This is a genomic window from Serratia sp. Je.1.23.a (assembly GCF_051129805.1).
GTDB lineage: Bacteria > Pseudomonadota > Gammaproteobacteria > Enterobacterales > Enterobacteriaceae > Serratia > Serratia liquefaciens.
This window is the reverse complement of sequence record NZ_JBCPSR010000005.1, coordinates 109,664-126,583: the sequence shown is the minus strand read 5'-3', so window position 1 is coordinate 126,583 and position 16,920 is coordinate 109,664. Positions and strand designations below refer to the sequence as shown.

14 protein-coding genes are annotated in these 16,920 nt (G+C 56.6%); 10 read left to right on the top strand and 4 right to left on the bottom strand.

Annotated elements, in window-relative coordinates:
- Nucleotide 1: 1 nt before the first annotated feature.
- Complete coding sequence (dhaR, locus tag AAZT04_RS17940; protein ID WP_046372601.1) at nucleotides 2–1,948, bottom strand: dihydroxyacetone kinase operon transcriptional regulator DhaR; 1,947 nt, start codon at nucleotides 1,946–1,948, stop codon at nucleotides 2–4.
- A 234-nt stretch (nucleotides 1,949–2,182) separates the two neighbouring features.
- Here dhaR and AAZT04_RS17935 point away from each other — a divergent pair, with 234 nt between their 5' ends.
- Nucleotides 2,183–3,244: a mannonate dehydratase gene (locus AAZT04_RS17935; protein ID WP_262259230.1), complete on the top strand. Its 1,062-nt coding sequence runs from the start codon at nucleotides 2,183–2,185 to the stop codon at nucleotides 3,242–3,244.
- A 147-nt stretch (nucleotides 3,245–3,391) separates the two neighbouring features.
- Here AAZT04_RS17935 and tolC read toward each other — a convergent pair whose 3' ends face one another.
- Entirely contained in the window at nucleotides 3,392–4,894 is a 1,503-nt protein-coding gene (gene tolC, locus AAZT04_RS17930) for an outer membrane channel protein TolC (RefSeq protein ID WP_046372603.1), read from the bottom strand.
- Between the two features lie 286 nt (nucleotides 4,895–5,180).
- Between tolC and nudF the strand changes: the two genes are divergently transcribed.
- The 6 genes from nudF (at nucleotide 5,181) to AAZT04_RS17900 (ending at nucleotide 10,597) form a co-directional block, all read left to right on the top strand.
- Nucleotides 5,181–5,813, top strand: a complete 633-nt coding sequence (gene nudF, locus AAZT04_RS17925; protein ID WP_020828689.1) for an ADP-ribose diphosphatase — start codon at nucleotides 5,181–5,183, stop codon at nucleotides 5,811–5,813.
- Nucleotides 5,813–6,238: a DUF1249 family protein gene (locus AAZT04_RS17920; RefSeq protein WP_020828688.1), complete on the top strand. Its 426-nt coding sequence runs from the start codon at nucleotides 5,813–5,815 to the stop codon at nucleotides 6,236–6,238. The genes nudF and AAZT04_RS17920 overlap by 1 nt, the downstream gene beginning before the upstream one ends.
- 27 nt (nucleotides 6,239–6,265) lie before the next feature.
- Entirely contained in the window at nucleotides 6,266–7,093 is an 828-nt protein-coding gene (gene cpdA / locus AAZT04_RS17915) for a 3',5'-cyclic-AMP phosphodiesterase (protein WP_116691721.1), read from the top strand.
- On the top strand, nucleotides 7,093–7,677 hold the full coding sequence (gene yqiA / locus AAZT04_RS17910) for an esterase YqiA (RefSeq protein ID WP_020828686.1): 585 nt from the start codon (nucleotides 7,093–7,095) through the stop codon (nucleotides 7,675–7,677). The genes cpdA and yqiA overlap by 1 nt, the downstream gene beginning before the upstream one ends.
- 47 nt (nucleotides 7,678–7,724) lie before the next feature.
- Nucleotides 7,725–9,620 (top strand): DNA topoisomerase IV subunit B, encoded by a 1,896-nt coding sequence (parE, locus tag AAZT04_RS17905; RefSeq protein ID WP_020828685.1) that lies wholly within the window; start codon nucleotides 7,725–7,727, stop codon nucleotides 9,618–9,620.
- Between the two features lie 80 nt (nucleotides 9,621–9,700).
- On the top strand, nucleotides 9,701–10,597 hold the full coding sequence (locus AAZT04_RS17900) for a LysR substrate-binding domain-containing protein (protein ID WP_128864549.1): 897 nt from the start codon (nucleotides 9,701–9,703) through the stop codon (nucleotides 10,595–10,597).
- 27 nt (nucleotides 10,598–10,624) lie between these two features.
- On the opposite strand, the gene AAZT04_RS17895 is transcribed toward AAZT04_RS17900, so the two are convergent.
- Both AAZT04_RS17895 and AAZT04_RS17890 read right to left on the bottom strand, forming a co-directional pair.
- The gene (locus AAZT04_RS17895; RefSeq protein WP_020828683.1) at nucleotides 10,625–10,933 is read right to left on the bottom strand and encodes a putative quinol monooxygenase; all 309 of its coding nucleotides are present in this window, start codon (nucleotides 10,931–10,933) and stop codon (nucleotides 10,625–10,627) included.
- Between the two features lie 159 nt (nucleotides 10,934–11,092).
- Nucleotides 11,093–11,674: an NAD(P)H-dependent oxidoreductase gene (locus AAZT04_RS17890; protein ID WP_020828682.1), complete on the bottom strand. Its 582-nt coding sequence runs from the start codon at nucleotides 11,672–11,674 to the stop codon at nucleotides 11,093–11,095.
- Between the two features lie 315 nt (nucleotides 11,675–11,989).
- Between AAZT04_RS17890 and parC the strand changes: the two genes are divergently transcribed.
- From parC to ftsP, 3 genes are all read left to right on the top strand, one after another.
- A complete protein-coding gene (gene parC, locus AAZT04_RS17885; protein WP_020828681.1) occupies nucleotides 11,990–14,263 on the top strand; it encodes a DNA topoisomerase IV subunit A in 2,274 nt (757 codons plus the stop codon).
- Between the two features lie 358 nt (nucleotides 14,264–14,621).
- Nucleotides 14,622–15,356, top strand: coding sequence for a 1-acylglycerol-3-phosphate O-acyltransferase (locus AAZT04_RS17880; protein WP_020828680.1), 735 nt, complete (start codon nucleotides 14,622–14,624; stop codon nucleotides 15,354–15,356).
- Nucleotides 15,357–15,488: 132 nt separating this feature from the next.
- On the top strand, nucleotides 15,489–16,904 hold the full coding sequence (gene ftsP / locus AAZT04_RS17875; protein WP_020828679.1) for a cell division protein FtsP: 1,416 nt from the start codon (nucleotides 15,489–15,491) through the stop codon (nucleotides 16,902–16,904).
- The last annotated feature ends 16 nt before the right edge of the window (nucleotides 16,905–16,920 follow it).

The window sequence follows — 16,920 nt, the reverse complement described above, 5'->3', positions numbered from 1 at the left end:
CTCAGGCGCGCAGCTTAAACTGGCGGATATCAATTTGATACTGTTTGATTTTCCGCCACAGCGTAGTGCGGCCAATCCCCAGCAGCTGCGCCATTTCATTCAACTGCCCGCGGCTGACGTTGGCCGCGCGAATGATCGCCTGGCGCTCCATTTCCGCCAATGTTAACAGCGGCATACCCGGCTGCGGGTCACTTTCCAGTAAGGGCTGTTGACCGAGCAGGTGCTCGGGCAGATCGGCCAGTTGCAGGTGGTGGCCGTGGCACATCATCGCCGTGCGCTCCACCACGCCTTTCAGCTCCAGATCGTTGCCGGGCCACAGATAGAGCCCAAGTTGGGTCATCACCTCGTCGTCTACCCGGAAGCGGCACTGGAAATGCTGTTCCAGCGTGCGCAGATGATGCTTCACCAACAGTGGAATATCGCTCAGGCGCTGGCGTAACGCCGGGATCTGGATCTCGAACGCCTGCAGGCTGTAAAACAGCTGACGGCGAAAGCGATTTTGCTGCACCAGCAATGGCAGATCGGCGGCGCTGCTGGCGATCACCCGCACGTCGACCGGGATCACCCGGTTAGAGTTGAGCCGCATTACCACGCCGGTTTTCAGCACCTGTAACAGTGCCGACTGCATTTCCATCGGCAAATACTCAATCTGCTCCAGGTACAGCGTCCCGCCGTTGGCCAGTTCAAACTTGCTGAGCTGGCCCGCTTCCTCTTCGTTGGCGTCGCTGCCCAGCAGCTCGCGCAGCCCCTGGGCCTCCGGCAATAGCTGACAGTTGAGGGCGATATAGGGCCCGGCGGCGCGATCGCTGGCATTGTGGATCGCCTGACTGAGTTGTTCCTTGCCGACGCCTTCTTCGCCACACAGCAAAATGGGATGCTGCCCCTTCGCCGCCTGTTGGCCATAGCGAATCAAGCGACGCATCTCCAGCGAGGCGGACGGCATCTGTTCAAAGCTGTGGCTGACGCGCCCCAATTGGCTGCTGACATACTGGCGCAGCCTTTCCAGCGGGTGCAGCAGGGCGATAAAGCTGCAGCGCTCGCCGTCGAAGATCGGCTTCAGGGTCAATAGCGTTGCGATAAACTGCCGCTGGCTCTCAAAGGTGACTTCAACGTGCTGCAGCGCCTGACGCTGGGCGATAGCTCGGTTGAGCAACGCGGGCAGCGTCAGCAGCTGTGTCAGCGGTTTGCCCTGGCTTTGCTGCTCATCCAGTTTCAACAGGGTGGCGGCACGCTGGTTGATGTACTGCAGATAGCCGCGATGGTCCCAGGCCATAACGCCGTCATCCACGCCGTCGAGCAGGCCGTAAAGCTGGTTCAGGTGGCGGTTGGACTCGGCAAGGAGGCCATCGGCATTCAGCGAATTACCGATTTCGCGTGCCAGCGCCAGCGTCAGGGACAGATCGCCGGCGGCGCAGTCGGCCAGCAGACAGCCCAGCGCAATTGACCCGCGTTGACGGCCGCTGTTGTCATAGACTGGGGTGGCGCAGAATGACCAGTCGTGCAGCGCCTGACGCACGTGCTCGCTGCCGCGTACCTGTATCGGATGCCCCTCCGATGCTGCCAGCGACGGTGCATTGGTGCCGATATCACCTTCCGCCCAATAGGCGCCGGGGGTAAACCCCAACAGCTGCAGACGTTCGCGAGTCAGGACATCGCCGCACAGCCACAGCATGCAGCCGCTTTCGTCGAGGATAGCCAACAGGCAGCGGCGCTGTTCCATGTATTCGCAGGCGTCCTCCAACGCTGCCTGGCCGAGCGTCAGCAGATCGTTCTTACGCTGGCAGATTGACGCAAAAGTCGCGCCCAGCGCGCAGTGGGGGGCTTTCCACACCGCAGGCTGCATCAGGCTGCGACAACGTAGCCAGGAAGCATAAATTGCCGGAGCAGGGCGCTGGGCCGGCGGCAGTTCGCCTTCGATCAGGCGTTGCCAGCGTGAAGTGTTCTCCATCGGATCCCATCCAAACGAGATAAAGCGATAGCCGTGATGATATCACCCCCTCTTCTTTTCGACGGTTTGCTGTTGCCATATTGACGATGAAGATCACATCGCAGTGATTTGCCGCTTTTCTGTTATTTTTATTTCTCATAACCTGTCATACAGGTTGATAGCTTCTGCCTGAGGGGCAGGGTACGAATCCGTAATCGGTGATAAATAAAATTTTTTTCTTCAGGAGATAAGGTGATGAAACTGGGTTTCGGTCTGTACAAGCATATGCTGGATGATGAGCACTTTGCCTTTGCTCGCCAGTGCGGTGCGACGCATGTCGTGGTGCACATGGTGGATTACTTTCATCGAAACGATCGTTTTTCTCGTTCGAATCAGCCCGTGGGCGATACTCAAGGGTGGGGAACGGCACAGGCGGAGATCTGGAGCACAGAAGAGCTGCTCGATATTCGTGCCCGGATGGAGAAATTCGGCCTGACATTTTTTGCCATCGAAAACTTCGATCCCTGTCATTGGGACGACATTCTGTTTGATGGCCCCAAAAAAACTCAGCAGATAGAAACGGTTAAACAAATTATTCGCAATGTGGGTGCCGCCGGTATTCCCGTTTTTGGCTATAACTTCAGCCTGGCCGGGGTCGCCGGTCGAATAGAGGAAAATAAAGCGCGTGGCGGAGCAAAAACCGTTGGGCTAAACGGAGCCAATGAGCAAACAGAAAGCCCGCTACCGGCCAGCATGGCGTGGAATATGGTGGTGGATGAAAACGCTACAGGGTTGAGAGAGGTGACGACGAAAGAGCAGCTTTGGCAGCGTCTTGAGTGGTTCCTGGCGCAGATTGTCCCGGTGGCGGAAGAGGCTGGCGTCAGGCTGGCAGCGCATCCGGATGATCCACCGCTCGAGTTTGTACGCGGTCAGCCGCGGTTGGTCAATCAACCGCATTTGTATCAAAAATTGCTGGATTTGCAACCCAGCCACGCGAATGCGCTGGAATTCTGCCTTGGCACTATCGCCGAAATGTCAGAGGGGGATGTTTACCAGGCGGTGGAGCAGTACGCACAGCAGGATGCCATTGCTTATATCCACTTTCGCAATGTGAAAGGCAAAGTGCCGTACTACCATGAAACCTTTATCGATGAAGGTGATATAGACATGCTGAAGGTGTTGCGAGTGCTAAAAGAGTGCAAATTTGACGGTGTATTGATCCCCGATCATTCGCCGCAGATGAGCTGTGAGGCGCCATGGCACTCGGGTATGGCCTATGCGATGGGATACATGAAAGCACTTATGCAGGTTATTTGAGCCTTTTCTCGATTTTCAGCCAGTTCTTCTGCCCAAACGCCCAGAAGTGAATTCCTGCTATTGGGGCTGAGGATCCAAATCTATAAGCCGAGACAAAAAAAACGGGGCAGGCAGATGCCATACCCCGTTTTCAATGCTGTGCGCGAATCAGTTGCGGAATGGATTACCGCTGTTGCGTACAGGCGGAGTGGTTGTGCTCACCGGCGCAGAGGTCCGGGTAGCGGCAACCGGTGCCGGCGCTGCGCTTTGCTGTGCAGGCGCATTATCCTGATAACCATCGGCATAAGCGTCTTGCGCCGTGGTCGGTGGCGCTACCACGTCTTGCGAGGTAGAGATTGGTTTGCCCAAGGCACCGTTCAACAGCATCAGGTCGTTCTCGTTCAAGGTACCGAGCGCAAACTTGATGTTCAACTGGTTGATCAGATAGGTATAACGCGCGCTGGAGAGCTGTTGCTTGGCGTTATACAGTGTGGTGGTGGCATCCAGCACGTCGACGATGGTGCGGGTACCGACCTGATAACCTGCTTCCATTGCATCCAGTGAACTCTGAGCCGACACCACTGCCTGTTTGTAGGCGTTGATGCTACTGATCGAGGCGTTCACGTTATTGAACGAGGAACGAACAGTCTGCACCACGTTACGGTGTGCACTTTCCAGTTGCTCACTGGCGCCCACGAAGTTGTACTGTGCTTGTTGCACCTGCGAGTTGGTCTGGCCACCGCTGTAAAGCGGCATATTAAAGCTCAGGCCCACTTTGTTCTGACCAATATCGGCGTCTGGCGTTGAATTACGCGAGCCGTTGTTTTTGGTGTTACTGACTGCCGTGGACGCATTGAAGTCAATCGTTGGCATATAGCCGGTTTGCGCAGAGCGGATCTGCTCGCGGGCCAGATCCTGGCTCAGACGGGCGGATAACAGGCTCAGGTTGCGGCTTTCGGCCTCTTTCAGCAGATTATTCACTGCTTCCGGGCGCTGGGTGCTGAAACGGTCGGTATTCAGCGAAGCCAGTTCCGGGTAGAAGGTGCCGGTGACCTGGCGCAGTTTTTCCAAGGCGTTATCCAGCGTGTTACGGGCAGTGACTTCCGCCGCCAGCACCGTATCGTAGTTGGAACGGGCGTTCTGCACGTCGGTGATCGCTACCAGACCAACGTTAAAGCGCTGAGTGGTTTGATCCAGGGTGCGATATACCGCCTGTTTCTGCGCTTGGGTATAGGACAGTGAATCGATGGCGCTCAGCACGTTGAAATAGGCGGTGGCGGTATCGAGGATCAGCTGTTGCGACGAAGTCTGGAACGTCACGTCGGAGATGCCGGCAGTTTTTTCCTGCAGCGTCAGCGCGCGCCATTTCGACATGTCGAAGATGGTTTGGGTCAACGCCAGTGAACCACTGGTGGCATCGCTGTTTTGATCGCGACTGTCACGGTAGCCATTGGTGTGGGTATAACCCGCACTTAACCCCAACTGTGGCAGTAAGGGGCTGCGCGCTTCATTGATTTTTTCGAATGCGGCGTCACGGTCAGCGGCGGTTTTGCGCAGATCCGGGTTACTTTCCCTGGCCTGTTTGTAGACCTGCAGCAGGTTCTCTGCCTGGCTCATTGCACTGAAGCCGCCCAGGCTCAGTCCGATAAGAAGGGGGAGCAGTTTCTTCATTTGCATTCCTTGTTGTGCAGCAATATTGCTATGTAGTTAGCGCTGACGATAGACGAAATAGTTGCCGATTCTAACAGAGTCTGTTGTACGCATAAGGTGGCGGAATGTGCCATCTTGCGTAACTTTTACCTTTCAGGCCGCCTGTTTACCTTAGTTCAACTGGCTGCGTACGTCACACCTGATATCATGGCTCACAATCTATCATAAAGCCGCGGAAGATTATCCCGCCGTTTCTGTCATCAAAACTGTTTATTTTATCGGCATACTCACGCAGGAGAATTCGCTTATGAGCCACTCGCAGCCATCGCCCGTTACTCTCGATAAAAATGATGTAGAAATTATTGCACGTGAGACACTTTATCGTGGTTTTTTTTCACTCAATTTATATCGCTTTCGTCACCGTTTATTCAACGGCGATATGAGCCCGGAGATTAAGCGCGAAATTTTCGAGCGTGGGCACGCGGCGGTGCTGCTGCCTTATGACCCGGTGCGTGACGAAGTGGTGCTGATTGAACAACTGCGCATCGCTGCGGTCGATACCAGTAGCTCGCCCTGGCTACTGGAAATGGTGGCGGGTATGATCGAAACCGGCGAAAGCGTTGAAGACGTATGCCGCCGCGAAGCGCAGGAAGAAGCCGGCGTGACGGTCGGGCGCTGCAAGCCGGTGCTGAGTTATCTGGCGAGCCCAGGCGGCACCAGCGAGCGCTTGTCGATCATGGTCGGCGAGGTAGACGCCACCACGGCGGAAGGTATCCATGGACTGGAAGAAGAGCATGAAGATATCCGTGTCCATGTGGTCAGCCGCGAACAGGCTTACCGCTGGGTTGAAGAGGGCGCGATTGATAACGCGGCATCAGTGATTGCATTGCAGTGGCTGGCGTTGCACCATGAATCGTTGAGAAAAGAGTGGGCCAACTAATGAAACAGCGCTATACCCCTGATTTCCCCGAAATGATGAGATTGTGCGAAACCAACTTCGCGCAATTGCGCCGCTTGTTGCCGCGCAATGATGAAGTGGGTGAAACGGTGACTTATCAGGTGAGTGGCGCCAGTTATCGTCTGACTATTGTTGAATCCACACGCTATACCTCGCTGGTGCAGATTGAGCAGACCGTCCCGGCGGTCAGCTACTGGAGCCTGCCTGCCATGACGGTGCGCCTGTATCATGACGCGATGGTTGCGGAAGTGTGTTCAAGTCAGCAGATCTATCGCTTTAAAGCGCGTTATGATTATCCCAACAAAAAGTTGCATCAACGCGACGAAAAGCATCAAATTAACCAGTTTCTTGCTGATTGGTTGCGCTACTGTTTGGCGCATGGAGCGATGGCGGTTCCGGTTTGTTAGACAGACTGAGATAACAAAGGACACCATTTGGAAAGCCTGTTTAAACCGACCGTGGCAAGTGGGGCCAGGGTCAGGATTCTGCAAATAACAGATACCCACCTTTTTGCCGGCGAAAATGAGACTTTGCTCGGCATCAATACCTATCGCAGCTATCACGCGGTGTTGGACGCCATTTTGGCGCAGCAGCGTGATTTTGATTTGGTCGTCGCCACCGGTGATTTGGCCCAGGATCATTCATTGGCTGCCTACCGGCATTTTGCCGAAGGTATTGCCCGTCTGCCGGCGCCTTGCGTCTGGTTGCCGGGTAACCATGACTTTCAGCCGGCGATGGTCGACGCATTGGCCGACGCCGGTATCGCCCCGTCAAAGCAGGTGCTGGTGGGCGACCACTGGCAGGTGTTGCTGCTGGACAGTCAGGTTTTCGGCGTGCCGCACGGCGAACTGAGCGAGTACCAGCTTGAGTGGATGGAGCGCTGCCTGCAGGCCTATCCCGAGCGCTATACCCTGATGCTGCTGCACCATCATCCGCTGCCTTCCGGCTGCACCTGGCTCGATCAGCACAGCCTGCGCAACCCACACATGCTGGGTGCGGTGCTGCTGCGCTACCCGAAAGTGAACACGCTGCTGTGCGGGCATATTCATCAGGAGCTGGATCTGGAGTGGCAGGGGCGTCGTCTGCTGGCGTCGCCCTCTACCTGCGTGCAATTCAAACCGCACTGCACCAATTTTACCATCGACGATGTTTCGCCCGGCTGGCGCTATCTTGACTTGCTGCCGGACGGCCGTATCGAGACGCAGGTTTTCCGATTGGAAAACGACGACTTCCGCCCCGACATGGATTCGGATGGGTACTGATGCCTTCTACGCTGCTCTATCTGCACGGTTTTAACAGTTCGCCGTACTCGGCCAAAGCGACGTCCTTCAAGGCGTGGCTGGCCGAGCATCATCCGCATATCGAAATGTTGGTGCCACAGCTGCCGGTTTTTCCGGCTGAAGCCGCCGAAATGATCGAGAATCTGGTGATGGAGCGTGCCGGGCAGACGATGGGCCTGGTTGGTTCCTCGCTGGGTGGCTACTACGCGACCTGGCTTTCGCAGTGTTTTTCACTGCCAGCGGTAGTGGTTAACCCTGCCGTGAAGCCGTTTGAGCTGCTGATTGACTACCTTGGCGAAAACGAGAACCCCTACACCGGCCAGCAATATGTGTTAGAGTCACGACACGTTTACGATCTGAAAACGATGCAGATCGATCCCTTGGAGTCACCGGATTTAATCTGGTTGCTGCAACAAACGGGCGATGAAATTCTCGATTATGGGCAAGCGGTGGCCTATTACACTGCGTGCCGTCAGACGGTGGAATCGGGTGGAAACCACGCTTTCGTCGGTTTCGAGCACTACTTCCCCCAGATTGTGGATTTTTTAGGGCTCAACGCTGTCTGAGCAGACGGTTCCGGCACCTTCCTTTAACCACGAAAAAATAATCAACGATGACTCAATCCAGCTATAACGCTGATGCCATTGAAGTACTCAGCGGTCTAGAACCAGTGCGCCGTCGTCCCGGCATGTATACCGACACGACGCGCCCCAATCACCTCGGCCAAGAGGTGATAGATAACAGTGTCGATGAAGCTTTGGCCGGTCACGCCAAGCGCATCGACGTGATTTTGCACGCCGATCAGTCACTGGAAGTGATCGACGACGGCCGCGGCATGCCGGTGGATATCCACCCTGAAGAAGGCGTACCTGCGGTTGAGTTGATCATGTGTCGTCTGCACGCCGGCGGTAAATTCTCCAATAAAAACTACCAGTTCTCCGGCGGTCTGCACGGCGTGGGGATCTCGGTGGTTAACGCCCTGTCGAAACGGGTGGAAGTCAACGTCAAGCGTGACGGTAACGTCTACAGCATTGCCTTCGAAAACGGCGACAAGGTGCAGGAATTGGCGGTGACCGGCAGCTGCGGCAAGCGCAATACCGGCACCAGTATCCACTTCTGGCCTGACGAGCAGTTCTTCGACAGCCCGCGTTTCTCGGTATCGCGCCTCAGCCACCTGCTGAAGGCCAAAGCGGTGCTGTGCCCCGGCGTTGAAATTTACTTCATCGACAAGCTGAACAATACCGAGCAACGTTGGTGCTATCAGGACGGCCTGACCGATTACCTGATGGAAGCTGTCAACGGCTTGATCACCCTGCCGGAAGCGGCCTTTGTCGGTAACTTCTCCGGTGATACCGAAGCGGTGGACTGGGCGTTGCTGTGGCTGCCGGAAGGCGGTGAGCTGCTGACCGAAAGCTACGTCAACCTGATCCCGACCATGCAGGGCGGTACCCACGTCAACGGCCTGCGTCAGGGCCTGCTGGACGCGATGCGTGAGTTCTGCGAATTCCGCAATATTCTGCCGCGCGGCGTTAAGCTGTCCGCCGAAGATATCTGGGACCGCTGCGCCTATGTGCTGTCGGTCAAGATGCAGGATCCGCAGTTCGCCGGCCAGACCAAAGAACGTTTGTCGTCGCGCCAGTGCGCGGCCTTCGTTTCCGGCGTGGTGAAAGACGCCTTCAGCCTGTGGCTGAACCAGAACGTTCAGGCGGCGGAACAGCTGGCCGAGTTGGCGATTTCCAGCGCCCAGCGTCGCTTGCGTGCCGCCAAAAAAGTGGTGCGCAAGAAGCTGACCAGCGGGCCGGCATTGCCGGGCAAACTGGCCGACTGTACGTCGCAGGATCTGAACATGACCGAACTGTTCCTGGTAGAAGGGGACTCGGCGGGCGGTTCAGCCAAGCAGGCGCGCGATCGCGAATATCAGGCGATCATGCCGCTGAAAGGCAAAATCCTCAACACCTGGGAAGTGTCTTCGGACGAAGTGCTGGCCTCGCAGGAAGTGCACGACATTTCCGTGGCGATCGGCATTGACCCGGACAGCGAAGATCTTAGCCAACTGCGTTACGGTAAAATCTGTATCCTGGCGGATGCGGACTCCGACGGTTTGCACATCGCCACGCTGCTGTGCGCGCTGTTCGTGCGTCACTTCCGTTCGCTGGTGAAGGGCGGCCACGTGTATGTGGCGATGCCGCCTCTGTACCGTATCGATCTGGGCAAAGAGGTGTACTACGCGCTGGACGAAGAAGAGAAAGCCGGCGTGCTGGAGCAGTTGAAGCGCAAAAAGGGCAAGCCTAACGTTCAGCGCTTTAAAGGGCTGGGCGAGATGAACCCATTGCAGCTGCGTGAAACCACGCTCGATCCGAATACCCGCCGTCTGGTGCAATTGACGGTGAGTGACGACGATGTGGATCAGACGCTGGCGATGATGGACATGCTGCTGGCCAAGAAGCGTTCAGAAGACCGCCGTAACTGGCTGCAGGACAAAGGCGATATGGCCGAGCTTTCTGTCTGACTGTCAGGCCCGGCTTCTCCGCCGGGCCTTCTTTCCGCAGGGGCGCTGCGTGCGGCACCCGACCACTCTGGGCGGCATGCATGAAAATCACCCTCGAAGAGTTACTTGCCTTTACCACCGTCGTTGACAGCGGCTCCATCACTGCCGCAGCCGAACAGCTCGGCCAGACTACCTCCGGCATCAGCCGCGCACTCAGCCGGTTGGAAAAAAAACTCGATACGACCCTGATGCGCCGCACCACGCGTCGACTGGAGCTGACCGAAGAAGGCCAGAATTTTCTCAGCCACGCGCGTGAGATTATCCATTCGGTGGAAAATGCCGAAGAGCAAATGGCGTTGCGCAGGTTGATCCCTGCCGGGAAACTGCGGGTCAACGCTGCCGCTCCGTTTATGGAACACGTGATCGTGCCGCTGGTGGCCGGCTTCCGGCAAAGCTATCCGCAGATTGAGCTGGAACTGAATACCGATAACCTGATCATCGATCTGCTGGAAAAGCGCACCGACATTGCCATTCGCATTGGCGCGCTGCGGGACTCGACCATTCATGCACGTCTGTTGGGCTCCAGCCGCTTGCGTATTCTCGCCAGCCCGGAATACCTCGCGCGCAATGGTACACCGGGCAGCGTGGAAGCGCTGCGCGAGCACTGCCTGCTCGGGTTCACCCAGCCGGAATCGCTCAACCTGTGGCCGTTGCGCTATCAGCAGGCGCAGCATTTTGCCATCACCCCGACAATTTCGGCTTCCAGCGGTGAAACCCTGCGTCAGTTGGCGTTACGGGGGGAAGGGATAGTGCAATTGGCGGATTTTATGACGCGAGACGATCAGCGTGCGGGGCGACTGATACCCTTGCTGGAACAGGAAACGCTGGATGTGCGCCAACCGATTAATGCGGTGTATTACCGCAATACCCAGTTGGCGGCGCGTATTACCTGTTTTCTGGACTACGTCAGTGCGCATATTGATGCGCAGACGCTGTAGAAAACGGCTGGCTGTTCCCAACCGGTCTTACAGGGCGTTGCCCAGCACGTGAATGGTCACGCCCAGCACGCTGTCTTTGATGGTGTCACGATGACGGTGCATGTGAGCGATATCCAGATGCTTTTCCAGATGCGCCTGACTGGCCCATTTCTCCAGCATAAACACCGAGTCCGGCGACAGCTTCTGCCATGGCGCCTGGGTATGGCTGTCGATCATTGGCGTGTATTCGCTACAGCCATCCTCTGCCAGTACCAGCGGGACCAGCTTCTCAATCGCCTTCAGAACCGTTTCACGGTGGCCCGGCTTGGTTTTGATTTCTGCAATTACGGTGATCATCATTACCTCATTGGTTGACGTGTATTCCCATCATACTTCAAGCCGCCTCTTTGTTGGCTGTCCGTACTTACCCCGGTCACGTACCACTTGTACGCTCCCGCGGATGCGTTTGGTTGCCGCCTTGAAGCAACTTGAATTATCTCGGGAATAACCTATCAGTTAAGCAAAAATTTCGGTCAGATGCGCGCGATAACGTGCGATGTCGCTATCGATATCCGGTTGTTTAATCACATCATTACAGATAAAGGTCGGCAGCGCTTCCATTCCCAGGAACTGATTGGCCTTATGGAAATGCAGATACACGCCGTCGACGCCGACGCCATGGAAGAACTGATCCGGGTCGGTAAAGGCTTCCAGCGGGGCGTTCCAGGTCAGGCTCAGCATGTATTTCTTGCCCTGGATCAGGCCGCCGGAGCCGTACTTCTTGCCGGCGTCTGAGCGGGTACGACCGTCACTGGCGTACAGGCTGCCGTGCCCGGCGGTGAACACTTCATCGATGTATTTTTTCAGGATCCACGGCTCGCCCATCCACCAGCCCGGCATTTGATAAATCACCACGTCGGCCCACAGGTATTTTTGCACCTCGGCTTCGATGTCGTAACCGTCGTCGACGACGGTGACCTGCACCTGGTGCGGTACATCGCGCAGGAAGCTTTCCGCCACGTCGCTCAGGGTTTGATTGAGTTCGCCGTTGGAATGGCCAAACTGCTTTTTAGCATTGATAATCAGGATATTGCTCATTATTCACGGCTCCTGTCAGAATTAGAATGTGTGATGTTCTCCGCGCCGGGGGCGGGAAACATTTCGCTGAGAAACAGTGTAATCGTTAGCAATACAAGTAAAAATGCGATCCAGCGCACAACAGTGTTGACTGTGAGTCAATAAATGCGCCACCGCATAGCGCTATTTTGCATAAAACTGCCTGATACACCGGCTTCGCCGGATGATTGCTGCGCCATCTGTGACAGCTACCCTGCTGATGGGTTACTATCGCAGGCAGAATCAACCCTTTGTCGTCCAGGGATTGCCAAGCCACGGTCTGAGGATAATTGAGTAATGAGTGATCTGACTCATGACGGTGTAGAGCGTTTACCGCTGCACACATTCACTGAAAACGCCTATCTGAACTATTCCATGTACGTCATCATGGATCGGGCGTTGCCGTACATCGGTGACGGTTTGAAGCCGGTACAACGCCGCATCATCTACGCCATGTCGGAACTGGGGCTGAGCAACAGCGCCAAATTCAAAAAATCCGCCCGTACCGTCGGTGATGTGCTGGGTAAATACCATCCGCACGGCGACAGCGCCTGTTATGAAGCTATGGTATTGATGGCGCAGCCATTCTCTTATCGCTATCCGCTGGTAGACGGCCAGGGGAACTGGGGTGCGCCGGACGATCCGAAATCCTTCGCCGCGATGCGTTATACCGAATCGCGCCTGTCCAAATATGCGGAAGTGTTGCTGGCCGAGCTGGGTCAGGGCACCGTTGACTGGGTGCCGAACTTTGACGGCACTATGCAAGAACCGAAGATGTTGCCGGCACGTCTGCCCAACATTCTGCTGAACGGCACCACCGGCATTGCCGTGGGCATGGCGACCGATATCCCTCCGCACAACGTGCGTGAAGTGGCTGCCGCTGCGGTGGAGCTGCTCGAGCGGCCGGGCGCTTCGCTTGAAGACCTGCTCGAGTTTGTGCAGGGGCCGGACTTCCCGACCGAAGCCGAGATCATCACGCCGCGCGACGAAATTCGCAAAATCTATCAAAATGGCCGCGGTTCAGTGCGTATGCGCGCCGTTTGGAAGAAAGAAGACGGCAGCGCGGTGATTACCGCCTTGCCGCACCAGGTTTCCGGCGCCAAGGTGCTGGAGCAGATTGCCAGCCAGATGCGCGCCAAAAAGCTGCCGATGGTTGAAGATCTGCGTGACGAATCCGATCACGAGAACCCAACGCGGCTGGTGATCGTGCCACGTTCCAACCGTATCGATTTGGAACAGGTGATGAACCACCTGTTTGCGACCACCGATCTGGAACGCAGCTACCGCATCAACATGAACATGATCGGTCTGGACAACCGCCCGCAGGTTAAGGGGCTGGTAGAAATCCTGACCGAGTGGCTGGCGTTCCGTCGCGATACGGTACGCCGTCGCCTGAATTACCGTCTGGAAAAAGTGCTGAAACGCCTGCACATCCTCGAAGGTTTGCTGGTGGCGTTCCTCAATATCGATGAAGTGATCAACATCATCCGTACTGAGGACGAACCCAAGCCGGTGCTGATGGCGCGTTTTGGTATTTCAGACACTCAGGCCGAGGCCATCCTCGAACTGAAACTTCGCCATTTGGCGAAGCTGGAAGAGTTCAAGATCCGCGGTGAGCAGGACGAACTGGCCAAAGAGCGCGATCAACTGCAGGCGCTGCTGGCCTCCGAGCGCAAGCTGAATACTCTGATCAAGAAAGAGATCCAGGCCGATGCATTGGCCTACGGCGACGATCGCCGCTCGCCGATTACCGAGCGTTCGGAAGCCAAGGCGATGAGTGAGCACGATTTCGTGCCTTCTGAGCCGGTGACCATTGTACTGTCTGAAATGGGCTGGGTGCGCAGCGCCAAGGGCCACGATATCGACCCAAGCGGCCTGAGCTACAAGGCGGGCGACAGCTTCCGCAGCGCGGCGCGCGGCAAAACCAACCAGCCGGTGGTGTTTATCGACTCCACCGGACGCAGCTACGCGCTTGATCCGCTGACGCTGCCTTCGGCTCGCGGGCAGGGCGAGCCGCTGACCGGTAAGCTGACGCCACCGCCGGGCGCCACCATTGAGCAGGTGCTGATGGCGGCGGACGACCAAAAACTGCTGATGGCTTCCGACGCCGGCTACGGCTTCGTTTGTACCTTCAACGATTTGGTGGCACGCAACCGTGCCGGCAAGGCGATGATTACTCTGCCGGACAACGCCAAAGCGCTGGCGCCGATGGAGATCCACGGTGACGACGATATGCTGCTGTCGATCACCGCAGCCGGTCGCATGCTGCTGTTCCCGGTTGCCGATCTGCCTCAGTTGTCGAAGGGCAAAGGTAACAAGATTGTCTCTATCCCGTCGGCGCAGGCCGCCTCCGGTGAAGACAAGCTGACATGGCTGTTCGTGTTGCCGCCGCAGACCTCTGTGACGCTGCATGTGGGTAAACGCAAGCTGACGCTGCGTCCGGAAGATTTGCAGAAGTTCCGTGCGGAGCGGGGCCGTAAAGGCACGTCACTGCCACGTGGCCTGCAGCGTATCGATCGCGTAGAGATCGACGCGCCTGCACGAGCGCCGACGGGCGACAGCGAAGAGTAACCCTGAGGGAATAACAAGCGGGCGCAGCATATTGCGCCCGCTTTTTTTCACGCAACCGGCAATTATTTTCAAATAGTTAACATTTCTCTGCATAAAATTATTGTGCGTATCGCCGGCTGGCGGGAAAATAGCAAAAAAATGCAGGGCAGGTTTTCAGCCCCTGCAATCAAAGAATGAGTTTACCCAAAATAATTGGAGTTGCATCAAGGCGGCAAGGCCGTAAATCCCTGGGAGCTTAGTAAACTAAGTGACTGGGGTGCGCGGACGCAGCCAACACAGATGCAGCTTCAAGTATGAAGTGAAAAAGGGACCTGCGCAGCGTTTCAGGCTGTGTCGGCAGTGTGCTAATGAGGTTGTTATGTTATTAATTTTGCGTGCCATTCTTGCCACTCTGTATTGTATTTTGGTGTGCATCTTCGGTTCTATTTACTGTTTGTTCAGCCCGCGCGATCCTCGCCATGTGGCGACCTTCGGTCACCTGTTTGGCCGCCTTTCCGGGTTATTCGGTTTGAAGGTGGAAGTCCGCGTACCGGCCGATGCGGCCAAAAATGGCAACTGCATTTATATCGCCAACCACCAGAATAACTACGATATGGTGACCGCCGCCAAAGCGGTGCAGCCGCGTACCGTGACCGTGGGTAAAAAGAGCCTGCTGTGGGTGCCGTTCTTTGGTCCACTGTATTGGCTGACCGGTAACCTGCTGATTGACCGTGATAACCGCGCCAAAGCGCACGGCACCATTGCACAGGTCGCCGAACAGTTTAAAAAACGCGACATTTCGATCTGGATGTTTCCTGAAGGCACCCGCAGCCGCGGGCGCGGGCTGATGCCGTTTAAAACCGGCGCATTCCATGCGGCAATCGCCGCCGGGGTGCCGATTGTGCCCATCTGCGTTTCCACCACCAGCGGTAAAATTAATCTTAACCGTTGGAATAATGGTCATGCGATCGTCGAAATGTTGGAGCCGGTCGATATCAGCGGCTACGGTAGAGAAAATGTGCGTGAGCTGGCGGCCCATTGCCATGAGCTGATGCTGGCGAAAATCGCCGAGCTGGATGCGGAAGTCGCCCAGCGCAATGCCGCCGGAAAATAATATTCCTACCGGCTTCAAAGAATGAACTTTTAAACGGCGTCAAATGCCGTTAACGCCGGGGCTCCTGCTAATCTGATTAACAGGGGCCCGGTCTTTGCACACGGTTTAGTCATTGCTTTTCATGGAGAAAATATGTCACTCAGTCGACGTCAGTTTATTCAGGCATCGGGCTTGGCGCTGTGCGCGGGAGCCGTGCCGCTGAGGGCTGAGGCGAGCGGAACGCAGACCCCGTTACCTGTTCCCCCGTTGCTGGAATCCCGCCGTGGGCAACCGCTGTTTTTAACCTTACAGCGTGCCCACTGGGCATTTATGGATAACCGCAAGGCGTCGGTGTGGGGCATCAACGGCATGTACCTCGGGCCGACGGTGCGGGTTTACAACGGTGATGACGTAAAGCTGATTTACAGCAACCGCCTGCCGGAGCCGGTGGCGATGACCATCAGCGGCCTGCAAGTGCCGGGTACGTTGATGGGGGGCGCGCCGCGCATGATGTCTCCCAACGTTGACTGGTCGCCGGTGCTGCCGATCCGCCAGAATGCGGCCACCTGCTGGTATCACGCCAGCACCCCTAACCGCATGGCGCCGCATGTTTACAATGGCTTGACCGGGCTGTGGCTGGTCGAAGACGAGGTCAGCAAATCGCTGCCTTTGCCGAATCACTATGGCGTAGATGACTTCCCGCTAATCATTCAGGACAAGCGCCTCGATAACTTTGGCACGCCGGAATATGACCCGCCGTCGCAGGGGGGCTTTGTCGGCGATACGCTGTTGGTTAACGGCGTACAAAATCCTTATATCGAAGTCTCCCGCGGTTGGGTGCGCCTGCGCCTGCTTAATGCTTCCAACTCGCGTCGCTACATGCTGCAACTGAGTGACGGCCGACCGCTCAACGTGATCGCCAGCGATCAGGGCTTTTTGCCTGCGCCGGTCGCGGTACAGCAACTTTCGCTGGCACCGGGCGAACGCCGTGAAGTGCTGATCGACATGTCAAAAGGCGATGAGGTGACGATCACCGCCGGCGAAGCGGCAGGCATTATGGATCGCCTGCGCGGCTTGTTTGAACCTTCGAGCATCCTGGTCTCTACCCAGGTGCTGACGCTGAAACCGACCGGGCTCTTGCCGTTGGTGACCGATAACCTGCCGATGCGCTTGTTGGCCGATCAACTGTTGGACGGCAGCGTCAGCCGCACCCGCGAGTTCCGTTTGGGCGACAGCCAGGCCGGGATCAACGGGGCGATCTGGGACATGAATCGCATCGATGTGCAAACTCAGCAGGGGAGTTGGGAACGCTGGAATATCCATGCGGATACCCCGCAGGCGTTCCACATTCAGGGCGTACAGTTCCTGGTCAAGCGCGTTAACGGTGCGCAGCCAATGGCAGAAGATCGCGGTTGGAAAGACACGGTGTGGATCGACGGGGACGTTGAGCTGTTGGTTTACTTCAATCAGTCCACCTCAGAACATTTCCCGTTCCTCTACTACAGCCAGACGCTGGAAATGGCAGATCGCGGCAGCGCCGGTCAGTTTATGGTGCAGCCTGCGCTGTAAATTCGCTGAGTACGGC